Annotated in this window: 29 protein-coding genes; all 29 read right to left on the bottom strand. The window is 66.1% G+C overall.

All coding sequences use genetic code 11. The annotated features are described in order from the left end of the window. Window positions 1-35 precede the first annotated feature (35 nt). Window positions 36-686 (bottom strand): adenylate kinase, encoded by a 651-nt coding sequence (locus ACFFRH_RS23805; protein WP_344746706.1) that lies wholly within the window; start codon window positions 684-686, stop codon window positions 36-38. Then, window positions 686-2,005, bottom strand: coding sequence for a preprotein translocase subunit SecY (secY, locus tag ACFFRH_RS23800; RefSeq protein ID WP_344746705.1), 1,320 nt, complete (start codon window positions 2,003-2,005; stop codon window positions 686-688). Before secY ends, ACFFRH_RS23805 begins: the two co-directional genes overlap by 1 nt. A 179-nt stretch (window positions 2,006-2,184) precedes the next feature. After that, complete coding sequence (gene rplO / locus ACFFRH_RS23795) at window positions 2,185-2,640, bottom strand: 50S ribosomal protein L15 (RefSeq protein WP_344746704.1); 456 nt, start codon at window positions 2,638-2,640, stop codon at window positions 2,185-2,187. A 2-nt stretch (window positions 2,641-2,642) separates the two neighbouring features. Continuing rightward, window positions 2,643-2,825 (bottom strand): 50S ribosomal protein L30, encoded by a 183-nt coding sequence (gene rpmD / locus ACFFRH_RS23790; protein WP_012887849.1) that lies wholly within the window; start codon window positions 2,823-2,825, stop codon window positions 2,643-2,645. A 3-nt stretch (window positions 2,826-2,828) separates the two neighbouring features. Continuing rightward, window positions 2,829-3,461, bottom strand: coding sequence for a 30S ribosomal protein S5 (gene rpsE / locus ACFFRH_RS23785; RefSeq protein WP_329089955.1), 633 nt, complete (start codon window positions 3,459-3,461; stop codon window positions 2,829-2,831). A 73-nt stretch (window positions 3,462-3,534) separates the two neighbouring features. Then, a complete protein-coding gene (gene rplR, locus ACFFRH_RS23780; protein WP_344746702.1) occupies window positions 3,535-3,918 on the bottom strand; it encodes a 50S ribosomal protein L18 in 384 nt (127 codons plus the stop codon). A gap of 2 nt (window positions 3,919-3,920) precedes the next feature. Next, window positions 3,921-4,463 (bottom strand): 50S ribosomal protein L6, encoded by a 543-nt coding sequence (rplF, locus tag ACFFRH_RS23775; RefSeq protein WP_344746701.1) that lies wholly within the window; start codon window positions 4,461-4,463, stop codon window positions 3,921-3,923. A gap of 18 nt (window positions 4,464-4,481) precedes the next feature. Beyond that, on the bottom strand, window positions 4,482-4,880 hold the full coding sequence (gene rpsH / locus ACFFRH_RS23770; RefSeq protein WP_329089949.1) for a 30S ribosomal protein S8: 399 nt from the start codon (window positions 4,878-4,880) through the stop codon (window positions 4,482-4,484). Window positions 4,881-5,026: 146 nt separating this feature from the next. Further along, on the bottom strand, window positions 5,027-5,212 hold the full coding sequence (locus tag ACFFRH_RS23765; RefSeq protein ID WP_012887844.1) for a type Z 30S ribosomal protein S14: 186 nt from the start codon (window positions 5,210-5,212) through the stop codon (window positions 5,027-5,029). A 2-nt stretch (window positions 5,213-5,214) separates the two neighbouring features. Further along, window positions 5,215-5,793 (bottom strand): 50S ribosomal protein L5, encoded by a 579-nt coding sequence (gene rplE, locus ACFFRH_RS23760; RefSeq protein ID WP_329089947.1) that lies wholly within the window; start codon window positions 5,791-5,793, stop codon window positions 5,215-5,217. After that, window positions 5,793-6,113, bottom strand: a complete 321-nt coding sequence (gene rplX, locus ACFFRH_RS23755; RefSeq protein ID WP_344746700.1) for a 50S ribosomal protein L24 — start codon at window positions 6,111-6,113, stop codon at window positions 5,793-5,795. The genes rplE and rplX overlap by 1 nt, the downstream gene beginning before the upstream one ends. Then, window positions 6,113-6,481, bottom strand: a complete 369-nt coding sequence (gene rplN / locus ACFFRH_RS23750) for a 50S ribosomal protein L14 (protein ID WP_012887841.1) — start codon at window positions 6,479-6,481, stop codon at window positions 6,113-6,115. Before rplN ends, rplX begins: the two co-directional genes overlap by 1 nt. Before the next feature lie 188 nt (window positions 6,482-6,669). After that, entirely contained in the window at window positions 6,670-6,951 is a 282-nt protein-coding gene (rpsQ, locus tag ACFFRH_RS23745) for a 30S ribosomal protein S17 (RefSeq protein ID WP_326635528.1), read from the bottom strand. After that, window positions 6,944-7,180 (bottom strand): 50S ribosomal protein L29, encoded by a 237-nt coding sequence (gene rpmC, locus ACFFRH_RS23740; RefSeq protein ID WP_030912909.1) that lies wholly within the window; start codon window positions 7,178-7,180, stop codon window positions 6,944-6,946. The genes rpsQ and rpmC overlap by 8 nt, the downstream gene beginning before the upstream one ends. After that, entirely contained in the window at window positions 7,180-7,599 is a 420-nt protein-coding gene (rplP, locus tag ACFFRH_RS23735) for a 50S ribosomal protein L16 (RefSeq protein WP_030912912.1), read from the bottom strand. Before rplP ends, rpmC begins: the two co-directional genes overlap by 1 nt. 2 nt (window positions 7,600-7,601) lie before the next feature. Next, window positions 7,602-8,471, bottom strand: coding sequence for a 30S ribosomal protein S3 (rpsC, locus tag ACFFRH_RS23730; protein ID WP_344746699.1), 870 nt, complete (start codon window positions 8,469-8,471; stop codon window positions 7,602-7,604). Continuing rightward, entirely contained in the window at window positions 8,471-8,824 is a 354-nt protein-coding gene (rplV, locus tag ACFFRH_RS23725; protein ID WP_030912916.1) for a 50S ribosomal protein L22, read from the bottom strand. The genes rpsC and rplV overlap by 1 nt, the downstream gene beginning before the upstream one ends. Before the next feature lie 76 nt (window positions 8,825-8,900). Then, complete coding sequence (rpsS, locus tag ACFFRH_RS23720) at window positions 8,901-9,179, bottom strand: 30S ribosomal protein S19 (RefSeq protein WP_012887835.1); 279 nt, start codon at window positions 9,177-9,179, stop codon at window positions 8,901-8,903. Between the two features lie 11 nt (window positions 9,180-9,190). After that, window positions 9,191-10,027 carry a 50S ribosomal protein L2 gene (rplB, locus tag ACFFRH_RS23715; protein WP_329089941.1) on the bottom strand — a complete coding sequence of 279 codons (837 nt, stop codon included), beginning with the start codon at window positions 10,025-10,027 and terminating at the stop codon, window positions 9,191-9,193. A 91-nt stretch (window positions 10,028-10,118) separates the two neighbouring features. Continuing rightward, window positions 10,119-10,421, bottom strand: a complete 303-nt coding sequence (rplW, locus tag ACFFRH_RS23710; protein WP_030912923.1) for a 50S ribosomal protein L23 — start codon at window positions 10,419-10,421, stop codon at window positions 10,119-10,121. After that, the gene (gene rplD, locus ACFFRH_RS23705) at window positions 10,421-11,068 is read right to left on the bottom strand and encodes a 50S ribosomal protein L4 (RefSeq protein ID WP_344746698.1); all 648 of its coding nucleotides are present in this window, start codon (window positions 11,066-11,068) and stop codon (window positions 10,421-10,423) included. The genes rplW and rplD overlap by 1 nt, the downstream gene beginning before the upstream one ends. Beyond that, the gene (gene rplC, locus ACFFRH_RS23700; protein WP_329089937.1) at window positions 11,065-11,718 is read right to left on the bottom strand and encodes a 50S ribosomal protein L3; all 654 of its coding nucleotides are present in this window, start codon (window positions 11,716-11,718) and stop codon (window positions 11,065-11,067) included. Before rplC ends, rplD begins: the two co-directional genes overlap by 4 nt. A gap of 14 nt (window positions 11,719-11,732) precedes the next feature. Beyond that, on the bottom strand, window positions 11,733-12,041 hold the full coding sequence (rpsJ, locus tag ACFFRH_RS23695; protein ID WP_030912931.1) for a 30S ribosomal protein S10: 309 nt from the start codon (window positions 12,039-12,041) through the stop codon (window positions 11,733-11,735). 336 nt (window positions 12,042-12,377) lie between these two features. After that, on the bottom strand, window positions 12,378-13,571 hold the full coding sequence (tuf, locus tag ACFFRH_RS23690; protein ID WP_344746697.1) for an elongation factor Tu: 1,194 nt from the start codon (window positions 13,569-13,571) through the stop codon (window positions 12,378-12,380). Window positions 13,572-13,799: 228 nt separating this feature from the next. Continuing rightward, the gene (fusA, locus tag ACFFRH_RS23685; RefSeq protein WP_386159731.1) at window positions 13,800-15,848 is read right to left on the bottom strand and encodes an elongation factor G; all 2,049 of its coding nucleotides are present in this window, start codon (window positions 15,846-15,848) and stop codon (window positions 13,800-13,802) included. A gap of 87 nt (window positions 15,849-15,935) precedes the next feature. Further along, window positions 15,936-16,406: a 30S ribosomal protein S7 gene (rpsG, locus tag ACFFRH_RS23680; protein WP_012887827.1), complete on the bottom strand. Its 471-nt coding sequence runs from the start codon at window positions 16,404-16,406 to the stop codon at window positions 15,936-15,938. Window positions 16,407-16,408: 2 nt separating this feature from the next. Beyond that, the gene (gene rpsL, locus ACFFRH_RS23675) at window positions 16,409-16,780 is read right to left on the bottom strand and encodes a 30S ribosomal protein S12 (RefSeq protein ID WP_012887826.1); all 372 of its coding nucleotides are present in this window, start codon (window positions 16,778-16,780) and stop codon (window positions 16,409-16,411) included. A gap of 645 nt (window positions 16,781-17,425) precedes the next feature. After that, complete coding sequence (locus ACFFRH_RS23670; protein ID WP_386159569.1) at window positions 17,426-21,313, bottom strand: DNA-directed RNA polymerase subunit beta'; 3,888 nt, start codon at window positions 21,311-21,313, stop codon at window positions 17,426-17,428. A 27-nt stretch (window positions 21,314-21,340) separates the two neighbouring features. After that, a complete protein-coding gene (gene rpoB, locus ACFFRH_RS23665; RefSeq protein WP_344746613.1) occupies window positions 21,341-24,808 on the bottom strand; it encodes a DNA-directed RNA polymerase subunit beta in 3,468 nt (1,155 codons plus the stop codon). Window positions 24,809-24,848 lie beyond the last annotated feature (40 nt).

The following is a 24,848-nucleotide window of genomic DNA, read 5'->3' as shown; positions in this document are numbered from 1 at the left end:
ACCCATGGGTGGCGTGCTCGGTGCATATCGGTTCGCTAGTCGATGAAGGGGGTCAGAGCCTCCATCGCGCGCTGGGTGACCTCTTCCACCGGACCGGTGGCGTCCACGCCGACCAGGATCCCCTCGTCGGCGTAGAAGGAGACCAGAGGAGCGGTCTGCTCCTGGTAGACCTCCAGGCGGTGCCTGACGGTCGCCTCCTTGTCGTCGTCCCGCTGGTACAGCCGGCCGTCGCAGGCGTCGCAGACGTCGTCCTTCTTGTCATCGAAGTCGACGTGCCAGATGCGGCCGCACTGGCTGCAGGTCCGGCGTCCCGCGAGCCTGCGGACGACCTCCTCGTCGTCGACCACGAGCTCCAGGACGACGTCCAGACCGACCTCGAACTCGGCGAGGATCTTCTTCAGGATCTCGGCCTGGGGCACGTTCCTGGGGAAGCCGTCGAGCAGGAAACCGTCCTGCGCGTCGTTCTCGGCGAGGCGGTCGCGGACCATCGCGATGGTGACCTCGTCGGGTACGAGATCGCCGCGGTCCATGTATTCCTTGGCAAGCTTGCCGAGCTCCGTGCCGCCCGAGACATTGGCGCGGAAGATGTCACCTGTCGAAATCTTCGGGATCGACAGGTTCGATGCGACGAACTGGGCCTGTGTCCCCTTACCCGCTCCGGGGGGCCCGACCAGGACGAGGCGCACTACTTCAGGAAGCCTTCATAGTTGCGCTGCTGCAGCTGGCTCTCGATCTGCTTCACGGTGTCGAGGCCGACACCAACCATGATCAGAATGCTCGTTCCTCCGAACGGGAAGTTCTGACTCGCGCCGACGAGCGCCAGCGCGACGATCGGCACCATGGAGATCAGGCCCAGATACAGCGCGCCGGGAGCGGTGAGTCGCGTGAGCACGTAGTGCAGGTACTCAGCCGTCGGGCGACCCGGGCGGATGCCCGGGATGAACCCACCGTACTTCTTCATGTTGTCGGCGACCTCAACGGGGTTGAAGGTAATCGACACGTAGAAGTACGTGAAGAAGACGATGAGCAGGAAGAAGGTGATCATGTAGGTCGGGGTGGTCCCGCCGCCGCCGAACTCCTGGGAGATCCACTGGATGATCGGGTGCGGCTCTTCCTGGGTGTTCGTGAAGAGCGTCGTGATCAGCTGCGGAAGGTAGAGCAGCGAGGAGGCGAAGATGACCGGGATGATGCCGGCCTGGTTGACCTTCAGCGGGATGTAGGTCGACGTCCCGCCGTACATTCTGCGGCCGACCATGCGCTTGGCGTACTGCACCGGGATCCGGCGCTGTGCCTGCTCCACCATCACGACCAGGGCGATCATCGCGATACCGACGACGATGACCACGGCGAAGACGAAGCCGCCCTTCTGGCGGGCGATGTTCAGCAGCTCGGACGGGAAGACCGCGATGACCTGCGTGAAGATCAGGATCGACATGCCGTTGCCGATGCCGCGGTCGGTGACCAGCTCGCCCAGCCACATGACGACGGCGGTGCCGGCGGTCATGGTCAGCACCATCGTGACGATGGCGAAGACGTTGTCCTTGTCGAGGAGGATCTCCTCGCGGCACTGCGGGAACAGCTGGCCGCTGCGGGCCAGGGCCACGAAGGCGGTCGACTGCAGGACGGCCAGGCCGACCGTGAGGTAACGGGTGTACTGCGTGATCTTGGTCTGTCCGGCCTGCCCCTCCTTCTTGAGGGCTTCCAGGCGCGGGATGACCACGACGAGCAGCTGGAGAATGATGCTCGCGGTGATGTACGGCATGATGCCGAGGGCGAAAACGGAAAGTTTCAGAAGGGCGCCGCCGCTGAACAGCTGCACCATTCCGTAGATGTTGCCCGCGTCCCCCGCCTGCGCCTGGGTGAGACAACGGCTGATGTTCTCGGTATGCACACCCGGAGTCGGCAGGACCGACCCAAGTCGGAACAGCGCGATGATGCCCAAAGTGAAGAGCAGCTTCTTACGCAGGTCCGGCGTACGGAACGCTCGGGTAAATGCGGTCAGCACGGTCCCTCCTGCGCGCCTGAAAGGCGAGGTCGGTCAGCGATGGTGCGGGGGTGTTCCATCTTTGCCATATCCAGTCAATGAGCCCAAGGAAATGAGTCGAGGCCCACTGTCCAGCGAACTCTAACGCACTACGGGCGCGGGAGCCCATTACGAGCCCCCGCGCCGCGTGATGATAACGCCTACAGCTCGGAGACGGAGCCCCCGGCAGCGGCGATCTTGTCCTTGGCCTTGGCCGAGAAGGCGTGCGCCTCCACGTTCAACGCCACGGAGATGTCACCGGTTCCCAGAACCTTGACGAGCTGGTTCTTGCGAACCGCGCCCTTGGCGACGAGCGTGTCGACGGTGACGTCGCCACCGTCGGGGAACAGCTCGCCGAGCCTGTCAAGGTTGACGACCTGGTAGGTCGTCTTGAACAGGGCGTTGGAGAAGCCCTTGAACTTGGGCAGGCGCCGCTGCAGCGGAACCTGACCACCCTCGAAGCCGAGCGGAACCTTGTTCCTCGCCCTCGTGCCCTTGGTGCCACGACCCGAGGTCTTGCCCTTGGACGCCTCGCCGCGGCCCTTGCGGACCTTCGACTTGTTGGCGCCGGGGGCCGGACGCAGGTGGTGGATGCGGAGCGGAGTGTTCTCTGCCATGTCTAGTCGACCTCTTCCACGGTGACGAGGTGCGTCACCACGGTGACCATGCCGCGGATCTCCGGGCGGTCCTCCTTGACAACGACGTCGCCGATTCGCTTCAGACCGAGCGAGCGCAGCGAGTCACGCTGGTTCTGCTTGCCACCGATCTTGGAACGGACCTGGGTAATCTTCAGGCGTGCCATGGACTAGCTCACCGCCTTCGCGGCCGCGGCCTCCGCGAGGCCCTCGGCGCGAGCCTTGAGCATCCTCTTGGGGGCGACGTCCTCGATCGGGAGGCCACGGCGGGCCGCGATCTCCTCGGGGCGGCTGAGGCCCTTCAGGGCCGCCACGGTGGCGTGCACGATGTTGATCGGGTTGTCCGAGCCGAGCGACTTGGACAGCACGTCGTGGATGCCCGCGCACTCCAGCACGGCGCGCACCGGGCCACCGGCGATGACGCCGGTACCGGGCGAGGCCGGACGCAGGAAGACGACGCCCGCGGCCTCTTCGCCCTGCACGATGTGCGGGATGGTGCCCTGGATGCGGGGCACCTTGAAGAAGTGCTTCTTCGCCTCTTCGACGCCCTTGGCGATCGCCGCGGGCACTTCCTTGGCCTTGCCGTAGCCGACGCCGACCATGCCGTTGCCGTCACCGACGATGACGAGGGCGGTGAAGCTGAAGCGACGACCACCCTTCACGACCTTGGCCACTCGGTTGATCTTCACAACGCGCTCGATGTACGAGACGCCCTTGTCAGCGTTTCCACCGCGGCGATCGTCACGACGACCGTCACGCCGCTCGCCACCGGCGGCGCCACCGCGACGCGGAGCTCCAGCCATTAGTGGTTCCTCTTCTCATTCGTAAGACGGGCCATCGGTTGCGATCCTGGATTGCGATCCTGGGACGGAGTCATCAGAACTCCAGTCCGCCTTCGCGTGCGCTGTCTGCCAGCGCCGCGATGCGGCCCGCGTAGCGGTTGCCACCCCGGTCGAACACGACCGCGGTGATCCCGGCTGCCTTGGCCCGCTGAGCGAGAAGCTCGCCGACCTGCTTGGCCTTGTCGGTCTTGGCGCCCTCCGCCGTGCGCAGGGAGGCGTCCATGGTGGACGCGCTCACCAGCGTGTGGCCCTGGGTGTCGTCGACGATCTGCACGAAGAGGTGCTTCGTGGAGCGGTTGACGACCAGGCGCGGACGCGTGGCCGTACCGGCCACCTTCTTGCGGACTCGGCCGTGGCGGCGGGCCCGCGAGACGGCGCGGGCGGCCGTGTGCTTGCCGAACGCAGTCTTGCCAGCCATGCCTACTTACCAGCCTTTCCGACCTTGCGGCGGATAACTTCACCCTGGTAACGCACGCCCTTGCCCTTGTACGGGTCGGGCTTGCGCAACTTGCGGATGTTCGCGGCGATCTCGCCGACCTTCTGCTTGTCGATGCCGTCCACGTGGAACAGCGTCGGCCTCTCGACCCGGAAGGTGACACCCTCGGGGGCGTCGACGATCACCGGGTGGCTGAAACCGAGAGCGAACTCGAGCTGAGTCGGGCTCTTGGCCTGCACGCGGTAACCGACGCCCACGATCTCCAGGGTCTTCGAGTAACCCTGGGTCACACCGGTCACCATGTTGGCGACCAGGGTGCGGGACAGGCCGTGCAGCGCACGGACCTTGTTCTCGTCGTTGGGGCGGGTGACGTTCAGGTTGCCGTCGTCACCCTTGGCGATCGCGATGGGCTCCGCGACCGTGTGTGAAAGCGTGCCCTTAGGACCCTTGACCGTGACGTCCCGGCCGTCGATGGCGACGTCCACTCCGTTCGGTACGGGGATGGGCAGCCGTCCGATTCTTGACATGCTGTTCGTTCTCCCCTCTTACCAAACGAAGGCGAGGACTTCCCCGCCCACTCCACGCTTGCCGGCCTGCTTGTCAGTCATGAGACCGCCGGACGTCGAGATGATCGCGACGCCCAGTCCGCCCAGGACTCGGGGCAGGTTGTCCTTCTTTGCATAAACCCGCAGGCCGGGCTTGGAAACCCGGCGCAGGCCCGCGAGGGACCGCTCACGGGTCGGCCCGAACTTCAGCTCCACCACGAGGTTCTTTCCGACCTTGGCGTCTTCGACGCTCCAGGACTGGATGTAACCCTCCTGCTGGAGGATCTCGGCGATGTGCGCCTTGATCTTCGAGTACGGCATCGCCACGCTGTCGTGGTACGCCGAGTTCGCGTTTCGCAGACGCGTCAGCATGTCTGCGATCGGGTCCGTCATCGTCATGGCCGGTGGCCTTCCTCACCGCGGTTTCCACAGGGGACCTACGGTGCGGTCATGGGCGCCTGTAGCCGGCGCCCGGTGAATACGACTTCTATGTGCGGCCGGTGCCCCGCGCGGGCCCGTGATCGCTCACGGGGCCGCGCGAAGGGCTACCAGCTCGACTTGGTGATGCCGGGCAGCTCGCCCCGGTGCGCCATCTCGCGGAAGCAGATGCGGCACAGGCCGAACTTCCTGTAGACGGCGCGGGGACGACCACAGCGCGAGCACCGAGTGTACGCCCGGACCTCGAACTTGGCCTTACGAGCAGCCTTGACCTTGAGCGACGTCTTCGCCATGATCAGGCCTCCTTGAACGGGAATCCGAGCTGCTTCAGCAGCGCCCGGCCCTGGTCGTCGGTCTTAGCGGTGGTCACGACCGTGATGTCCATACCACGCTGGCGGTCGACCTTGTCCTGGTCGATCTCGTGGAACATGACCTGCTCGGTGAGACCGAAGGTGTAGTTCCCGTTGCCGTCGAACTGCTTGGGCGACAGACCGCGGAAGTCACGGATGCGGGGCAGCGCCAGCGAGAGCAGCCGGTCGAGGAACTCCCACATGCGGTCACCGCGAAGCGTGACGTGCGCGCCGATCGGCATGCCCTCGCGCAGCTTGAACTGGGCGATGGACTTGCGGGCGCGGACGACCGCCGGCTTCTGGCCGGTGATCACGGTGAGGTCGCGGACGGCGCCTTCGATGAGCTTCGAGTCACGCGCGGCCTCGCCGACGCCCATGTTCACCTTGATCTTGGTGATGGTGGGCACCAGCATGATGTTCTCGAACTCGAACTGCTCGTTCAGCTTCGCGATGATCTCTTCGCGGTAGCGCTGCTTGAGGCGCGGGAGGGCCCGCTGTCCGGTCTCGGTGGTGTTCGCGGTCATCAGTTGTCCTCACCCGTCTCCTCGGAAGCGGCCTTGGCCGACTCCTTCTTGGCGGGCTTGTCGTCCTTGGCAGGCTTCTCATCCTTGAGCTTCTTGACGTTGCTCACGTGGATGGGGGCCTCCATGGTCTGCACGCCACCGGTCTTGGCGCCGCGCGGACCCTGGTTGGTCTCCTTGGAGTGCTTCTTGACCATGTTGACGCCCTCGACCACGACGCGCTCGTCGCGCGGGTGGGCGGCGATCACACGGCCCTTGGCACCCTTGTCCTTGCCGGCGATGACCAGAACGAGGTCACCCTTCTTCACATGAAGCTTCGGCATTACAACACCTCCGGCGCGAGCGAGATGATCCGCATGAACTTCTTGTCACGCAGCTCACGACCGACGGGACCGAAGATGCGGGTGCCCCGGGGGTCGCCGCTGTCCTTGATGATGACGGCGGCGTTCTCGTCGAAGCGGATGTAGGAACCGTCGGGACGGCGGCGCTCCTTGACGGTGCGGACGATGACGGCCTTGACCACATCGCCCTTCTTCACGGTGCCGCCGGGAATGGCGTCCTTGACCGTGGCGACGATGATGTCGCCGATTCCCGCGTAACGGCGGCCCGAGCCACCGAGAACACGGATGCAAAGGACTTCCTTCGCACCGGTGTTGTCGGCGACCTTGAGCCGCGACTCCTGCTGGATCACTTGAACTCCTGTTTGTCTCGCCGGTTCTCACCCGTCGCTCTGTGGGTGAGCCTTGCGGAACCTGATGGTCTTTTTCCCCCGGCGACAGCCCGTCTCAGGACCGCCACCGCAGGCGGGGCGAAGATCGCTTCGCCCCCTTGGACGCCGTCATGGGGGGTGACGGTGTCACCCCCCACGAGGCGCGTTGCCTACTTGGCCTTCTCGAGGATCTCGATGACCCGCCAGCGCTTGCTGGCGGACAGCGGCCGGGTCTCCATCAGGAGGACACGGTCGCCGACACCGCAGGTGTTGGCCTCGTCGTGCGCCTTGTACTTGGTCGTCCTGCGGATGACCTTGCCGTACAGGGGGTGCTTGACGCGGTCCTCGACAGCGACCACGACAGTCTTGTCCATCTTGTCGCTGACGACCAGACCCTCACGGGTCTTGCGGTAGTTCCGCGTCTCGGTCGTGGTTTCCGTGGCCTCAGCCATCGATCGACTCCTTCTCTACCGTGACGATTCCGAGCTCCCGCTCGCGCATCACGGTGTAGATACGGGCGATCTCGCGGCGGACGGCACGCAACCGCCCGTGGCTCTCCAACTGACCGGTCGCTGCCTGGAAGCGGAGGTTGAACAGCTCCTCCTTGGCTTCCTTCAGCTTCGTGACCAGGGTGTCCTGGTCTTCCACCCGCAGCTCACCGGCGGTCAGGCCCTTAGCCATCACGCCTCACCCACTTCACGCTTGACGAACCGGCACTTCATCGGCAGCTTGTGCATCGCACGCCGCAGGGCTTCGCGAGCCACCGGCTCGGCGACACCCGACAGCTCGAACATGATGCGGCCGGGCTTGACGTTGGCGATCCACCACTCCGGCGAACCCTTACCGGAACCCATGCGGGTCTCGGCCGGCTTCTTCGTGAGGGGGCGGTCCGGATAGATGTTGATCCAGACCTTTCCGCCACGCTTGATGTGACGGGTCATCGCGATACGAGCCGACTCGATCTGGCGGTTGGTCACGTAGGAGTGCTCAATCGCCTGGATGCCGAACTCGCCGAACACGACCCTGGTGCCACCCTTGGCGGCGCCGTGACGGTCGGGCCGGTGCTGCTTGCGGTGCTTGACCCTGCGCGGGATCAGCATGGTCAGCTCCCTTCAGCACCCGGCTGCGCAGCCGGGCCGGTCTCGGGGGCGGCCTGCGAGGCCGCCTCGTTCCTGGGGGCGGAGGCGCGGTCGCCACGGCCGGCACCGGCGCCACGACGGGCGCCACCGGCGCCGCCGCCACGACGGGGACGGTCGCCGCCACCGGCACCGGGGCCACGACGGTCGTCGCGGTCACGACGCTGGCCGGCGCGAGCACCGGCGGCGGCCGCCTCGCGCTCGGCGCGGCTGGTCGGAGCCTCACCCTTGTAGATCCACACCTTCACGCCGATACGGCCGAAGGTGGTACGGGCCTCGTACAGGCCGTAGTCGATGTCCGCGCGGAGGGTGTGCAGGGGCACGCGGCCCTCGCGGTAGAACTCCGAACGGGACATCTCGGCGCCGCCGAGACGACCGGAGCACTGCACCCGGATGCCCTTGGCGCCGCTCTTCATCGCCGACTGCATCGCCTTGCGCATGGCACGACGGAACGAGACACGGCTGGACAGCTGCTCGGCCACACCCTGGGCGACGAGCTGAGCGTCGATCTCAGGGTTCTTGACCTCGAGGATGTTCAGCTGGACCTGCTTCTTGGTCAGCTTCTCGAGGTCACCGCGGATCCGGTCCGCCTCGGCGCCGCGGCGGCCGATGACGATGCCCGGACGGGCGGTGTGAATGTCGACCTGTACCCGGTCGGTGGTCCGCTCGATCTCCACCTTGGAGATGCCGGCCCGCTCCATGCCCTTTTTGAGCATGCGGCGGATCGCCACATCCTCGGCAACGTACGACTTGTAGAGCTTGTCGGCATACCACCGGCTCTTGAAGTCGGTCGTGATGCCGAGGCGGAACCCGTGCGGGTTAACCTTCTGACCCACTAGCGGGTCCTCCCCTTCGGCTCGCGGGACTCCACGATCACGGTGATGTGGCTGGTCCGCTTGTTGATCCGATAGGCACGACCCTGAGCACGGGGACGAAACCGCTTCAGCGTCGGGCCCTCGTCGACCCAGGCACGGCTCACGAAGAGCGTGTCACGGTCGAGCTTGAAGTTGTGCTCCGCGTTGGCAATGGCGCTCGAGAGCACCTTGTACACGGTCTCGCTCGCCGACTGGGGAGCGAACTGCAGCACGGCCTGCGCCTCCGAAGCGGGCAGCCCGCGAATGAGGTCCACCACACGGCGGGCCTTCATGGGCGTGTGGCGCGCGAACCGCGCCTGAGCCCTGGCTTCCATCGCTTACTCCTCTTACCCTTCGTTTTGGCCGAGTCCGTTTCGCCCTGTGAGGCTCGACGTCCTCGTCCTGAGGCGCTTATCGCCGGCTGCGGCGGTCTTCCTTGACGTGGCTGCGGAAGGTTCGCGTGGGAGCGAACTCACCCAGCTTGTGGCCGATCATCGACTCGGTGACGAACACCGGGACGTGCTTGCGGCCGTCGTGAACGGCGATCGTGTGACCAAGCATGTCGGGCACGATCATGGAGCGCCGCGACCACGTCTTGATGACGTTTTTGGTGCCCTTCTCGTTCTGGACATCCACCTTCTTCTGAAGGTGGTCGTCCACGAAGGGACCCTTCTTAAGGCTACGTGGCATTTTGGCTGCTCCTACCGCTTCTTCCGCTTGGTACGACGGCGGATGATCAGCCGGTCGCTGGCCTTGTTCGCCGCACGGGTACGTCCCTCGGGCTTGCCCTTGGGGTTGACAGGGTGACGACCGCCGGAGGTCTTACCCTCACCACCACCGTGCGGGTGGTCGACCGGGTTCATCGCGACACCGCGGACGGTGGGGCGCTTGCCCTTCCACCGCATACGGCCGGCCTTACCCCAGTTGATGTTGGCCTGCTCGGCGTTGCCGACCTGGCCGATCGAGGCCCGGCAGCGAACATCGACCTGGCGCATCTCGCCGGAGGGCATACGCAGCGTGGCGTACTGCCCCTCCTTGGCGAGGAGCTGGATCTGCGCGCCGGCGGACCGGCCCAGCTTGGCGCCACCACCCGGACGGAGCTCCACCGCGTGGATGAAGGTACCGGTCGGGATGTTGCGCAGCGGGAGGCAGTTACCCGGCTTGATGTCGGCCGTGGGGCCGTTCTCGATGTTGTCGCCCTGCTTGAGGCCGGTGGGGCAGAGGATGTAGCGCTTCTCCCCGTCGGCGTAGTGCAGCAGCGCGATGCGGGACGTGCGGTTCGGGTCGTACTCGATGTGAGCGACCTTGGCCGGGATCCCGTCCTTGTCGTGACGCCGGAAATCGATGATCCGGTAGGCGCGCTTGTGGCCACCACCCTGGTGACGGGTGGTGACTCGGCCGTGGACGTTACGGCCACCCTTGCTGTGCAGGGGTGCAAGCAGCGACTTCTCGGGCGTGCTGCGCGTGATCTCGGCAAAGTCCGAGACGCTGGCGCCGCGGCGACCCGGGGTCGTCGGCTTGAGTTTACGGATGCCCATCTTTTTCGTTCATCCTTCGTCGGTTAATCCGGTCGAATGCCCCTCACCAGGCGGTGAGGGGCTTTCTCCCTGTACTTACTGAGCGAGCGCGTCAGCCGATCTGGCCGAAGATGTCAATCCGGTCGCCCTCGACCAGGCTGACGATGGCTCGCTTGGTGGCCGGGCGCTGGCCGTAGCCGAACCTGGTCCGCTTCCGCTTGCCCTGGCGGTTGATGGTGTTGACGCTGGCGACCTTGACACCGAAGATCTTCTCAACGGCGATCTTGACCTGCGTCTTGTTGGCCGTCTTCCGCACCAGGAACGTGTACTTGTTGTGCTCGTCGATCAGGCCGTAGCTCTTCTCGGAGACAACCGGCTTGATGATGATGTCGCGCGGGTCGGCGATCTTCTCCATCAGGCGTCTTCCTTCCCGCTCTTGCTCAGACGCGCCACGATCTGGTCGTACGCGTCCTGAGTGAAGACGACGTCGTCGTAGCAGAGCACGTCGTAGGTGTTGAGCTGCCCGGCGTCCAGAAGGTGGACCTCGGGAGCGTTGCGCAGGCTCAGCCAGCTGAGCTCGTCACCCTCGTCGACGACGACCAGGACGCTGCGGGCCTTGGTGAGCCTGCGAAGCGACTCGAGAGCCGCCTTGGTCTTCGGGGTCTCCCCCTCGACCAGACCGCTGACCACGTGAACGCGGCCGCCGGTCGCCCGGTCGGACAGGGCCCCGCGCAGGGCGGCGGCCTTCATCTTCTTGGGAGTCTTCTGCGAGTAGTCCCGCGGAACCGGGCCGTGGACGGTGCCACCGCCGGTGAACTGCGGGGCGCGGGTCGAACCCTGGCGGGCGCGGCCGGTGCCCTTCTGGCGGTACGGCTTCTTGCCGCCGCCTCGGACCTCACCGCGGGTCTTCGCCTTGTGGGTGCCCTGCCGGCGAGCGGCGAGCTGGGCCACGACGACCTGGTGGATCAGCGGGATGTTGACCTTCGTACCGAAGATGTCCTCCGGCAGGTCGACGGTGCCGGCCTTCTCGCCGCGCACGTCGAGGACGTCAATGGTGCTCACTTGGCAGCCCCCTTCTTGGCGGCGGTGCGGACCAGGACCAGGCTGCCGTTGGCACCGGGGATCGCACCCTTGATCAGGATGAGGCCCTTCTCGGCGTCCACGGCGTGAACCTTGAGGCTCTGGACGGTCGTGCGGACGTTGCCCATCCGGCCCGCCATGCGCACGCCCTTGAAGACGCGGCCGGGGGTGGCGCAGCCACCGATGGAACCGGGCGAACGGTGCTTGCGCTGCGTACCGTGCGAGGCGCCGAGACCCTTGAAGCCGTGGCGCTTCATGACACCCGCGAAACCCTTGCCCTTGCTCTTGCCCGTCACGTCGACGAACTGGCCGGCCTCGAAGGTGTCGGCGAGGAGCTCCTGGCCCAGGGTGTAGTCGCTCGCGTCGTCGGTGCGGATCTCCGCGAAGTAACGGCGCGGGGTGATGTCGTGCTTGCGCAGGTAGTCGCCGAGCGGCTTGTTGACCTTCCGCGGGTCGACCTGGCCGAAGCCCAGCTGGACGGCGGTGTAGCCGTCCTTCTCGGCGGTGCGGACGCGGGTCACGACGCACGGGCCAGCCTCGACGACGGTCACCGGGACCATCCGGTTGTCCGCGTCGAAGACCTGGGTCATGCCGAGCTTCTTGCCCAGGACGCCCTTGATCTTGTTAGCCATGTCAGTGCGTTCCCTCAGAGCTTGATCGAGATGTCGACGCCGGCGGGAAGGTCGAGTCGCATGAGCGAGTCGACCGTCTTCGGCGTCGGATCGATGATGTCAATCAGCCGCTTGTGCGTGCGCATCTCAAAGTGCTCGCGGCTGTCCTTGTACTTGTGCGGCGAGCGGATGACGCAGTACACGTTCTTCTCGGTCGGCAGCGGCACCGGGCCCGCGACCTTGGCGCCAGTCCTTGTCACCGTCTCGACGATCTTCTTGGCCGAGACGTCGATGACCTCGTGGTCATAGGCCTTGAGCCGAATGCGGATCTTCTGTCCCGCCATAATGGCCTCGGTGTCCTTCACTGTCGTCTGAAAAAGTTACGTGCGGCCTGTTGCCGCTGTGTCATGGCCGGGTCCGTCGGGGACGGTCCCGCCACGTCGTGCCGGAGCACGTCTCGCCCTGGGGCGGCGTTCTCCGCACATGCCCCACGTAGCAGACGCTGTGAGTCCGCGCTTTCTTCCGTGATCTGGCAATTAGTTCGGTCATCTATCGGCCGAACCAACTGCGAGATCACGGTTCGTGGGGTCCTGCCGGGGGTTCGCGCCCTGCGGCGCGGCCCCCCTCGTGGTGAGGCGGCCGGCCCTGCTTCGAGGGCCGACCGCCACTCCGCGATCGTACTACTTGATGATCTTGGTCACTCGACCCGCACCGACGGTGCGGCCACCCTCACGGATGGCGAACTTGAGACCGTCCTCCATCGCGATGGGCTGGATCAGCGCGACGCTCATCTCCGTGTTGTCGCCGGGCATGACCATCTCGGTGCCCTCGGGGAGGTTCACCACGCCGGTCACGTCGGTCGTACGGAAGTAGAACTGCGGGCGGTAGTTGTTGAAGAACGGGGTGTGGCGGCCGCCCTCGTCCTTGCTCAGGATGTAGACCTGGGCCTCGAACTCGGTGTGCGGGGTGGTCGTGCCCGGCTTGATGATGCACTGGCCGCGCTCGACGTCCTCGCGCTTGATGCCACGGAGGAGGAGGCCGACGTTGTCGCCCGCCTGGCCCTCGTCGAGGAGCTTGCGGAACATCTCGACACCGGTGACCGTGGTGGTGGTCTTGGTCTCCTTGATGCCGATGATGTCGACGGTCTCGTTGACCTTGACGACACCACGCTCGATACGGCCGGTGACGACCGTGCCGCGGCCGGTGATCGAGAAGACGTCCTCGATCGGCATCAGGAACGGCTTGTCGGTCTCACGGGTCGGCTCGGGGACGTTCTCGTCCACGGCGGTCATGAGCTCGATGATCGAGTCGCCCCACTTGGCGTCGCCCTCGAGCGCCTTCAGCGCCGAGACGCGGACGACCGGCAGGTCGTCGCCGGGGAACTCCTGGGCCGAGAGAAGCTCGCGGACCTCGAGCTCGACGAGCTCCAGGATCTCCTCGTCGTCCACCATGTCGGACTTGTTGAGGGCCACGACGATGTAGGGGACGCCGACCTGGCGGGCCAGGAGGACGTGCTCCTTCGTCTGCGGCATCGGACCGTCGGTGGCGGCGACCACGAGGATCGCACCGTCCATCTGAGCCGCACCGGTGATCATGTTCTTCACGTAGTCGGCGTGACCGGGGCAGTCCACGTGGGCGTAGTGGCGCTTCTCGGTCTGGTACTCGACGTGCGCGATGGAGATCGTGATACCACGAGCCTTCTCCTCGGGCGCCTTGTCGATCTTGTCGAACGGGGTCGCCTCGTTGAGGTTCGGGAAACGCTCGTGGAGCACCTTGGTGATCGCCGCGGTCAGAGTGGTCTTGCCGTGGTCGATGTGCCCAATGGTGCCGATGTTTACGTGCGGCTTGGTCCGCTCGAACTTGGCCTTGGCCACTGCTCTCTCCTTAGAGATTCTGACGTGACTTGCGTCTTCATATTCGGGCTTGGGGAGGCCGGTTCCTCTCGGAACCGGCCGGCGAGAGGTATCCCGCCCCGCACCCCTCCGGTGGCGGGCGGCGATCTCTCGCCTCCCGCATCCGGAACGGTGCTGGACTACTCGCCCCGCACCCCTCCGGTAGCGGGGCGACGATCTCTCGCCTCCCGCACTCGGAACGGTGCTGGACTACTCGCCCCGCACCTTCGCGACGATCTCCTTGGCGATGTGCGCAGGCACTTCCGCGTAGGAGTCGAACTGCATGCTGTAGCTCGCGCGTCCCTGCGTCTTGCTACGGAGGTCTCCCACGTAGCCGAACATCTCAGAGAGCGGCACGAGCGCCTTGATGATCCGGGCGCCGGAGCGCTCGTCCATCGCCTGGATCTGCCCGCGGCGACCGTTGAGGTCACCGATGACGTCACCCATGTAGTCCTCGGGCGTGGTGACCTCGACGGCCATCATCGGCTCCAGGATTACGGCGTCCGCCTTGCGCGCGGCCTCCTTGAAGGCCATCGAGCCAGCGATCTTGAAGGCCATTTCGGACGAGTCCACCTCGTGGTAGGCACCGTCCTGCAGGGTGACCTTGACCCCGACCATGGGGTATCCGGCGAGAACACCGAACTCGGCAGCCTCCTGGGCACCCGCGTCGACCGAGGGGATGTACTCCCTCGGGATGCGGCCGCCGGAGACCTTGTTCGAGAACTCGTAACCGTCGTTGCCCTCGCCCAGCGGCTCAATGTCGATGATGACCTTGGCGAACTGGCCGGAACCACCGGTCTGCTTCTTGTGGACGTAGTCGACCTTCTCCACCTTGCGGCGGATGGTCTCCCGGTAGGCCACCTGAGGCCGGCCGATGTTGGCCTCGACCTTGAACTCGCGGCGCATCCGGTCGACGAGGATCTCCAGGTGGAGCTCGCCCATACCCCAGATGACCGTCTGCCCGGTCTCGTCGTCACGACGGACCTGGAAGGACGGGTCCTCCTCGGCCAGACGCTGGATCGCGGTGCCCAGCTTCTCCTGGTCACCCTTGGTCTTGGGCTCGATGGCGACGCTGATGACCGGCGCCGGGAAGTTCATCGACTCCAGGACCACGGGGTGAGCCGGGTCCGACAGGGTGTCACCGGTGGTGGTGTCCTTCAGGCCCATCACGGCGACGATCTGACCGGCGACGGCCGACGGGCGCTCTTCGCGCTTGTTGGCGTGCATCTGGTAGATCTTGCCGATCCGCTCCTTGCGGCCCTTCACCGAGTTGACCACGGCGGTGCCGGTCTCGAGCGTGCCCGAGTAGATGCGGATGTAGGTGAGACGGCCGAGGTGCTGGTCGCTCATGATCTTGAAGGCGAGCGCGGAGAAGGGCTCGTTCACGTCTGCGTGACGCTCGATGACCTCCTCCTCCTTGCCGACCGCGTGGCCCTTGAAGGCCGGGATGTCGATCGGGGCGGGGAGGTAGGCGACGATCGCGTCGAGCAGGGGCTGGACGCCCTTGTTCTTGAACGCGGTGCCGGTCAGGACCGGGTTGATGGCGCTGGACAGCGTGGCGCGGCGGATGGCCGCGACCAGCTGCTCCTCGGTGGGCTCGACGCCCTCCAGGAAGAGCTCCATCAGCTCGTCGTCGTTCTCGGAGACCGTCTCGACGAGCTTGTCACGCCACTCGCGAGCGATCTCGGCGTGCTCGGCCGGGATCTCGACGGTCTCGTACATCTCGCCCTTGGCCGCCTCGGCGCTCCAGAGCAGGCCCTTCATCTTGACCAGGTCGATGACGCCCTTGAAGTCGGCCTCGACGCCCCAGGGAAGCTGGATGACGGCGGGGGTCGCGTTCAGGCGGCTGATCATCATGTCGACGCAGCGGTGGAACTCCGCGCCGACCCGGTCCATCTTGTTGACGAAGCAGATCCTGGGCACTTCGTAGCGGTCGGCCTGACGCCAGACCGTCTCGGACTGCGGCTCGACACCGGCGACGCCGTCGAACACGGCGACGGCACCGTCGAGGACGCGGAGCGAGCGCTCCACCTCGATCGTGAAGTCCACGTGGCCCGGCGTGTCGATGATGTTGATCGTGTGGCCGAGCCATTCGCAGGTCGTGGCAGCGGAGGTGATGGTGATACCACGCTCCTGCTCCTGCTCCATCCAGTCCATCGTGGCTGCGCCCTCGTGGACCTCACCGATCTTGTAGTTGATACCGGTGTAGAACAGGATGCGCTCGGTCGTCGTGGTCTTGCCCGCGTCGATGTGGGCCATGATCCCGATGTTACGGACCTTGGCCAGGTCAAGAGCGGTCGTGGTGGCCACTTCTCTCGCGTCCTCGTCGTCTCGTCGAACCCGCTGTTACCAGCGGTAGTGGGCGAAGGCCTTGTTGGACTCGGCCATCTTGTGGGTGTCCTCGCGCTTCTTGACGCTTGCGCCGAGGCCGTTGCTGGCGTCGAGCAGTTCGTTCATGAGGCGCTCGGTCATGGTCTTCTCGCGGCGGGCGCGGGAGTACTGCACCAGCCAGCGCAGGGCCAGGGTGGTGCTGCGCGCCGCGCGCACCTCGACCGGGACCTGGTAGGTCGCGCCACCGACACGGCGGCTGCGGACCTCAAGGGTGGGCTTGACGTTGTCCAGCGCGCGCTTCAGGGTGACGACCGGGTCGTTGCCGGTCTTCTCCTTGGCGCCTTCGAGGGCGCCGTACACGATGGACTGGGCGATGGATCGCTTGCCGTCCAGGAGCACCTTGTTGATGAGCGCGGTGACCAGGGGCGAGTTGTGAACCGGGTCAGCCATGAGCTGACGACGGCCAGGAGAACCCTTGCGAGGCATTCCTACTTCTCCTTCTTCGCGCCGTAACGGCTACGGGCCTGCTTGCGGTTACGGACACCCTGGGTGTCGAGCGAGCCGCGGATGATCTTGTAGCGAACACCCGGCAGGTCCTTCACACGACCGCCACGGACGAGCACGATGGAGTGCTCCTGGAGGTTGTGGCCGACACCGGGGATGTAGGCCGTGACCTCGATGCCGTTGGTGAGCCGGACACGCGCGACCTTGCGGAGGGCGGAGTTCGGCTTCTTCGGGGTCGTGGTGTAAACGCGCATGCAGGTGCCGCGTCGCTGAGGGCTGGCCTTGAGCGCCGGGGTCTTGGTCTTTGTGACCTTGTCCTGGCGGCCCTTGCGGACCAGCTGCTGAATCGTGGGCACCGCGTCTCCGTTCGTGCTAGCCGGTAATTCGAATGTGGTGCATTTTGCAGGTACTGCCGGTGTCATGACCTGCGGTTCTTTCATCCCCTCCGACCCACGCGGTCGGGCGTGTCGCGTAGGTTCCGCGCCACATCCCGGTTAAGGCCGGTCCGGTGGAGGAGGCCACGCGGCGCCTCTGCCGACTCCCCAACGGGAAACCTGTCGACGCGCACGCATGAAGGCCCATGAAGACATGGGCACGAAGGAAAAGACTACCCAGCCCAACGCAACACGTCAAAACGGTTGCGCCTGCCCGGCGCCGGCGTTCGTGTCATGACTCCCGCGATCGGTTTCCGACCGACCGCTTCTGGGTCCGTGTCGAGTTTACCCGCCGCGAAGCACTTCTCCGGCCGTTCTCCGCATTAACGTACGGCTTTCGCCGCAACATTCCGGTCAAGAAAGGTCCACATCCTCCGCTACCGGGACCGCGGGGAGGAAAAAGCGACGGCGCCGGGGAGACGAGGACCGGGGTGAACCGGGGAAGGGACTGCCGGGGAGGGGGCGGGGACGGCGGCCGGGAAAAGGCGACGGCGCCCGGCCCCCTTCCGGGGGCCGGGCGCCGCCCGTGACCACTCAGCGGTCGTACCGCTCGGCGGTTGGTGCCGCCTAGCGGTTGTACTGCCCGAAGTCGTACTCCTCCAGCGGCACGGCCTCACCGGAGCCCGAGCCGAAGGTGTAGTCGGCCGCGGAGCCGTCGTAACCGCCGACGGTGTACATGGCGGCCTTGGCCTCCTCGGTGGGCTCGACCCGGATGTTGCGGTACTGGGGCATGCCCGTACCGGCCGGGATGAGCTTTCCGATGATGACGTTCTCCTTGAGGCCGAGCAGCGAGTCCGACTTGGCGTGGATCGCCGCGTCGGTGAGCACTCGGGTCGTCTCCTGGAAGGACGCCGCGGACAGCCAGGACTCGGTGGCGAGCGAGGCCTTGGTGATGCCCATCAGCACCGGGCGTCCGGAGGCCGGCGTGCCGCCCTCCGCCACGCACTCGCGGTTGATCCGCTCGAAGCGCGGCCGCTCGACGAGCTCACCGGGCAGCATGTCGGCGTCGCCGGACTCCAGCACGTTCACGCGCTTGAGCATCTGCCGCACGATGATCTCGATGTGCTTGTCGTGGATCGACACACCCTGCGAGCGGTAGACCTGCTGGACCTCCGCCACGAGGTGCAGCTGCACGGCCCGGGGGCCGAGGATGCGCAGCACCTCGTTGGGGTTGACCGCACCGGCGATCAGCTGCTGGCCGACCGTGACGCGCTGCCCGTCGGAGACGAGCATCCGCGACCGCATCGACACCGGGTACGCGACCTCCTCGGAACCGTCGTCCGGGACGATCACGATCTTCCGCGTCTTGTCGGTCTCGTCGATGCGGACCCGGCCCTCGGCCTCGCTGATCGGGGCGACGCCCTTGGGGACGCGCGCCTCGAAGAGCTCCTGCACACGGGGCAGACCGTGGGTGATGTCGGCGCCCGCCACACCACCGGTGTGGAAGGTCCGCATCGTCAGCTGGGTGCCGGGCTCGCCGATCGACTGGGCGGCGATGATGCCGACCGCCTCGCCGACGTCCACGAGCTTGCCGGTCGCGAGCGAGCGACCGTAGCAGGTGGCGCAGACACCGATCTTGGCCTCGCAGACGAGGGCGCTGCGGGTCCTGACGGTCTCCACACCGGCCTCGACCAGCGCGGTGACGTGGATGTCGTTGATGTCGACGCCCACCGGCACGATGATCTTGCCGTCCACCTCCACGTCCTCGGCGAGGATGCGGCCGTGCACGTTGCTCTCGGCGTTCTCCGCCTTGACCAGGTTGCCCTGGGCGTCGCGCTCGCCGACGTGCAGCGGGACGCCGCGGTCGGTGCCGCAGTCGATCTCGCGGACGATGACGTCCTGCGCGACGTCCACCAGACGACGGGTCAGGTAACCCGAGTCGGCGGTCCGCAGCGCGGTGTCCGCCAGCCCCTTCCGCTGGCCGTGGGTGGAGATGAAGTACTCCAGCACCGACAGGCCCTCGCGGAACGAGGCCTTGATCGGACGCGGGATCGTCTCACCCTTGGTGTTGGACACCAGACCGCGGATTCCGGAGATCTGCCGGACCTGCATCAGGTTTCCTCGGGCGCCCGACTGGACCATCATCCAGACCGGGTTGGTCTTCGGGAACGCCTTCTGCATGTCGTCGGTCACGTCGCTGGTCGCGTGCGTCCAGATCTCGATGAGCTCCTGACGGCGCTCCTCGTCCGTGATCAGACCGCGCTCGTACTCACGCTGGACCTTGTCGGCCCTGCGCTCGTACGTCTCCATGATCTCGGCCTTGTTCGGCGGCGCGATGACGTCCTCGATGGAGATCGTCACACCGGCCCTGGTCGCCCAGTAGAAACCGGCGTCCTTGAGGGCGTCGAGCGCCGCGGCGACCTCGACCTTGGGGTACTTCTCGGCGAGCTCGTTGACGATGACCGACAGCTGCTTCTTGCCGACCTGCGAGTTCACGTACGGGTAGTTCGCCGGCAGGGTCTGGTTGAACAGGCAACGCCCCAGGGTGGTCTCCAGGCGGTAGCTGTCACCGGCCTCCCAGCCCTCGGGACCGGCCCAGCCGCGGGGCGGCGGGACGTCGCCCTTCATCCGGATCTGGATGAGCGACTGGATGTCCAGCTCGCGGCGGTCGAAGGCCATGAGCGCCTCCGACACCGAGCCGAAGACCCGGCCCCTGCCGACGCCGTTCTCGTCGTCGTCCTTGAGCGTGGTCAGCGAGTAGAGACCGATGATCATGTCCTGGGTGGGCATGGTCACGGGCTTGCCGTCGGCCGGCTTGAGGATGTTGTTCGTCGACAGCATCAGGATGCGGGCCTCGGCCTGCGCCTCGGCCGACAGCGGCAGGTGCACGGCCATCTGGTCACCGTCGAAGTCCGCGTTGAACGCGGTGCAGACGAGCGGGTGGATCTGGATGGCCTTGCCCTCGACCAGCTGCGGCTCGAAGGCCTGGATGCCCAGGCGGTGCAGGGTCGGCGCGCGGTTGAGCAGCACGGGGTGCTCGGTGATGACCTCTTCGAGGACGTCCCACACGACCGGCCGGGCACGCTCGACCATCCGCTTGGCCGACTTGATGTTCTGCGCGTGGTTCAGGTCGACCAGGCGCTTCATCACGAACGGCTTGAAGAGCTCCAGCGCCATCTGCTTGGGCAGACCGCACTGGTGCAGCTTCAGCTGCGGGCCGACGACGATGACCGAACGGCCGGAGTAGTCGACTCGCTTGCCCAGCAGGTTCTGGCGGAACCGGCCCTGCTTGCCCTTCAGCATGTCGCTGAGGGACTTCAGGGGACGGTTGCCGGGACCGGTGACCGGGCGGCCGCGGCGGCCGTTGTCGAACAGCGCGTCAACGGCCTCCTGGAGCATCCGCTTCTCGTTGTTCACGATGATCTCGGGGGCGCCGAGGTCGAGAAGCCGCTTGAGGCGGTTGTTGCGGTTGATCACCCGGCGGTACAGGTCGTTCAGGTCCGAGGTCGCGAACCGGCCACCGTCGAGCTGCACCATCGGGCGCAGGTCCGGCGGGATGACCGGGATGCAGTCGAGGACCATCCCGTTGGGCGAGTTGCGGGTGTTCAGGAACGCCGACACGACCTTGAGACGCTTGAGCGCGCGGGCCTTCTTCTGGCCCTTGCCGCTGCGGATCGTCTCGCGGAGGTTCTCGGCCTCCAGGGCGAGGTCGAAGTTGGTCAGACGCTCCTGGATGGCCTGGGCGCCCATGCCACCGCGGAAGTAGCGGCCGAAACGGTCGCGCATCTCGCGGTAGAGCAGCTCGTCGCCCTCAAGGTCCTGGACCTTGAGGTTCTTGAAGCGGCTCCAGACCTCGTCCAGCCGGTCCAGCTCGCGCTGGGCCCGGTCGCGCAGCTGCCGCATCTCACGCTCGGCGCCCTCGCGGACCTTGCGGCGCTGGTCGCCCTTGGCGCCCGCGGCCTCAAGCTCGGCCAGGTCGGTCTCCAGCTTGCGCTGGCGAGCCTCGATGTCGGCGTCACGGCGCTGCTCGATGTGCTGCCGCTCGACGGAGATCTTCGCCTCCAGCGACGGCAGGTCACGCTCGCGCATTTCCTTGTCGACGTGCGTGATCATGTAGGCCGCGAAGTAGATGACCTTCTCGAGGTCCTTCGGGGCCAGGTCGAGCAGGTATCCCAGACGAGACGGGACACCCTTGAAGTACCAGATGTGCGTGACGGGCGCGGCCAGCTCGATGTGGCCCATCCGCTCACGACGCACCTTGGCGCGGGTCACCTCGACGCCACAGCGCTCACAGATGATGCCCTTGAAACGGACGCGCTTGTACTTACCGCAGTAGCACTCCCAGTCGCGGGTCGGACCGAAGATCTTCTCGCAGAAGAGTCCGTCCTTCTCGGGCTTGAGCGTCCGGTAGTTGATCGTCTCGGGCTTCTTCACCTCGCCGTGCGACCACTGGCGGATGTCGTCGGCGGTCGCGAGGCCGATCCGAAGCTCGTCGAAGAAGTTGACGTCGAGCACTATGTAATCCCCTCCTCAGCTTCTAGATCAGACCTCTTCGACGCTGCTCGGCTCACGCCGGGACAGGTCGATGCCGAGCTCCTCCGCGGCGCGGAAGACGTCCTCGTCGGTGTCGCGCATCTCGATGGACATGCCGTCGCTGGAGAGCACCTCGACGTTCAGGCACAGCGACTGCATTTCCTTGATGAGCACCTTGAACGACTCCGGGATGCCCGGCTCGGGAATGTTCTCGCCCTTGACGATCGCCTCGTAGACCTTCACGCGGCCCAGGACGTCGTCGGACTTGATGGTGAGCAGCTCCTGCAGGGCGTAGGCGGCGCCGTACGCCTCCAGGGCCCAGACCTCCATCTCACCGAAGCGCTGGCCACCGAACTGGGCCTTACCGCCGAGCGGCTGCTGGGTGATCATGGAGTACGGGCCGGTCGAACGAGCGTGGATCTTGTCGTCGACCAGGTGGAGCAGCTTCAGGATGTAGATGTAGCCGACGGAGATCGGGTGCGGGAACGGCTCCCCGGAACGCCCGTCGAACAGCTGGGCCTTTCCGTTCGCGCCGACCATGCGCCCGCCGTCCCTGTTGACCAGGGTGTTGTCGAGCAGACCGATGATCTCTTCCTCGTTGGCACCGTCGAACACCGGCGTGGCCATGTTGGTGCGCGGGTCGACCTCGGCGAAGCCCTTGTCGCGCAGCCGCTCGGCCCAGGCCTCCTGGATGCCGGTGATGTCCCACCCTCTGGCGGCGATCCACCCGAGGTGGGTCTCCAGGACCTGGCCGACGTTCATTCGGCCGGGCACGCCCAGGGGGTTGAGGATGATGTCGACGGCGGTGCCGTCCTCGAGGAACGGCATGTCCTCGACCGGGAGGATCTTGGAGATGACGCCCTTGTTGCCGTGCCGGCCGGCCAGCTTGTCGCCGTCGGTGATCTTACGCTTCTGGGCCACGTAGACGCGGACCAGCTCGTTGACGCCGGGGGGGAGCTCGTCGCCCTCCTCGCGGCTGAACACGCGGACGCCGATGACCTTGCCCTGCTCGCCGTGCGGCACCTTCAGGGAGGTGTCACGAACCTCGCGGGCCTTCTCACCGAAGATCGCGCGGAGCAGGCGCTCCTCGGGGGTGAGCTCGGTCTCGCCCTTGGGCGTGACCTTGCCGACGAGGATGTCGCCGGGGACGACCTCGGCGCCGATGCGGATGATGCCGCGCTCGTCGAGGTCGGCCAGGACCTCCTCGGAGACGTTCGGGATGTCCCGGGTGATCTCCTCGGGGCCCAGCTTGGTGTCGCGGGCGTCGACCTCGTGCTCCTCGATGTGGATCGAGGAGAGGACGTCGTCCTGCACCAGACGCTGGGAGAGGATGATCGCGTCCTCGTAGTTGTGGCCCTCCCACGGCATGAACGCCACGAGGAGGTTCTTGCCCAGGGCCATCTCGCCGTCGTCGGTGCAGGGACCGTCGGCGACGACCTGGTTCACCTCGATCCGATCGCCTTCCTTGACGATCGGCTTCTGGTTGAAGCAGGTGCCCTGGTTGGAGCGCTTGAACTTGGCGACCCGGTAGGTCGTGCGGGTGCCGTCGTCGTTCATCACCGTGACGTAGTCGGCGGAGACCTCCTCGACCACGCCCGCCTTGTCGGCGGTGATGACGTCGCCGGCGTCGGTCGCGGCACGGTACTCCATGCCGGTGCCGACCAGCGGCGCCTCGCTCTTGAGCAGCGGCACCGACTGGCGCTGCATGTTGGAGCCCATGAGCGCGCGGTTGGCGTCGTCGTGCTCCAGGAACGGGATCATCGCGGTCGCCACGGACACCATCTGGCGTGCCGAGACGTCCATGTAGTCGACCTCGTTGGCGCGCAGGGACTCGAACTCCCCGCCCTTCCTGCGGACGAGCACGCGCGGCTCGAGGAACGTTCCGTCGGGACCGATCGGCGTGTTCGCCTGGGCGATGACGTGCCGGTCCTCCTCGTCCGCGGTCAGGTAGTCGACCTGGTCGGTGACCCGGCCGTCGACGACCTTGCGGTACGGGGTCTCGACGAAACCGAAGGAGTTGACCCGGCCGAAGGAGGCGAGCGAGCCGATCAGACCGATGTTCGGTCCTTCCGGCGTCTCGATCGGGCACATGCGGCCGTAGTGGGACGGGTGGACGTCACGGACCTCGAAGCCGGCCCGCTCACGGGACAGACCACCGGGGCCCAGCGCGGACAGACGACGCTTGTGCGTCAGGCCGGCCAGGGGGTTGGTCTGGTCCATGAACTGCGACAGCTGGGAGGTGCCGAAGAACTCCTTGATCGACGCCACGACCGGGCGGATGTTGATCAGGGTCTGCGGCGTGATCGCCTCGACGTCCTGGGTCGTCATCCGCTCGCGGACGACGCGCTCCATGCGGGCCAGACCCAGGCGGACCTGGTTCTGGATGAGCTCGCCCACCGTGCGGAGACGGCGGTTGCCGAAGTGGTCGATGTCGTCGGTCTCGACGACGATCTCACCGTTGGCGCCGGGCATCTCGACCTCGCCGGCGTGCAGCCGGACGATGTACTCGATGGTGGCGACGATGTCGTCCTCGGTGAGCGTGCCCTGGGTGATCTCGCTGTCGACCCCGAGCTTCTTGTTGATCTTGTATCGGCCGACCTTGGCGAGGTCGTAACGCTTGGAGTTGAAGTACAGGTTCTCCAGCAGCGTCTGCGCCGACTCCTTGGTCGGCGGCTCGCCCGGGCGCAGCTTGCGGTAGATGTCGAGCAGCGCGTCGTCCTGGCCGGCCGTGTGGTCCTTCTCCAGGGTGGCGCGCATGGACTCGTACTGACCGAAACGCTCGAGGATCTGCTCGCTGGTCCAGCCGAGCGCCTTGAGCAGGACGGTGACGGCCTGCTTGCGCTTGCGGTCGATGCGGACACCGACGCTGTCGCGCTTGTCGATCTCGAACTCGAGCCAGGCGCCCCGGGATGGGATCACCTTGCATCCATAGAGGTCCTTGTCGGAGGTCTTGTCGACACTGCGGTCGAAGTAGACGCCCGGGGACCGGACCAGCTGGGAGACGACGACACGCTCGGTGCCGTTGATGATGAAAGTGCCCTTGCCGGTCATGAGCGGGAAATCACCCATGAACACGGTCTGGCTCTTGATCTCACCAGTGGTGTTATTGATGAACTCCGCCGTGACGAACATCGGGGCGGAGTAGGTCATGTCCTTGTCTTTGCACTCATCGACTGAGTACTTGGGCGGCTCGAACCGGTGATCGCGGAACGACAGGGACATGGTCCCGGAGAAGTCCTCGATGGGACTGATCTCCTCAAAGATCTCTTCGAGGCCCGACTGGGCCGGAACGTCCTTGCGCCCGGCCTGGCGAGCCGCCTCGACCCGCCCCTTCCACTTCTCGTTGCCGAGCAACCAGTCGAAGGACTCGGTCTGAAGAGCGAGAAGGTCAGGAACTTCTAGCGGCTCCTGAATTCGTGCGAAAGACACACGACGGGGACCGGCGGGTACGGCGAAGGCGTTGCGCGAGGCTGCCAACAGATGTCCTTCCGAGGGCTCGCGGCGGACTGACTACACG

It is taken from the genome of Streptosporangium vulgare (assembly GCF_042428775.1).
Lineage (GTDB): Bacteria > Actinomycetota > Actinomycetes > Streptosporangiales > Streptosporangiaceae > Streptosporangium > Streptosporangium vulgare.
Note: the sequence above shows the minus strand (reverse complement) of the source record. Positions and strands in the feature narration are given on the sequence as shown.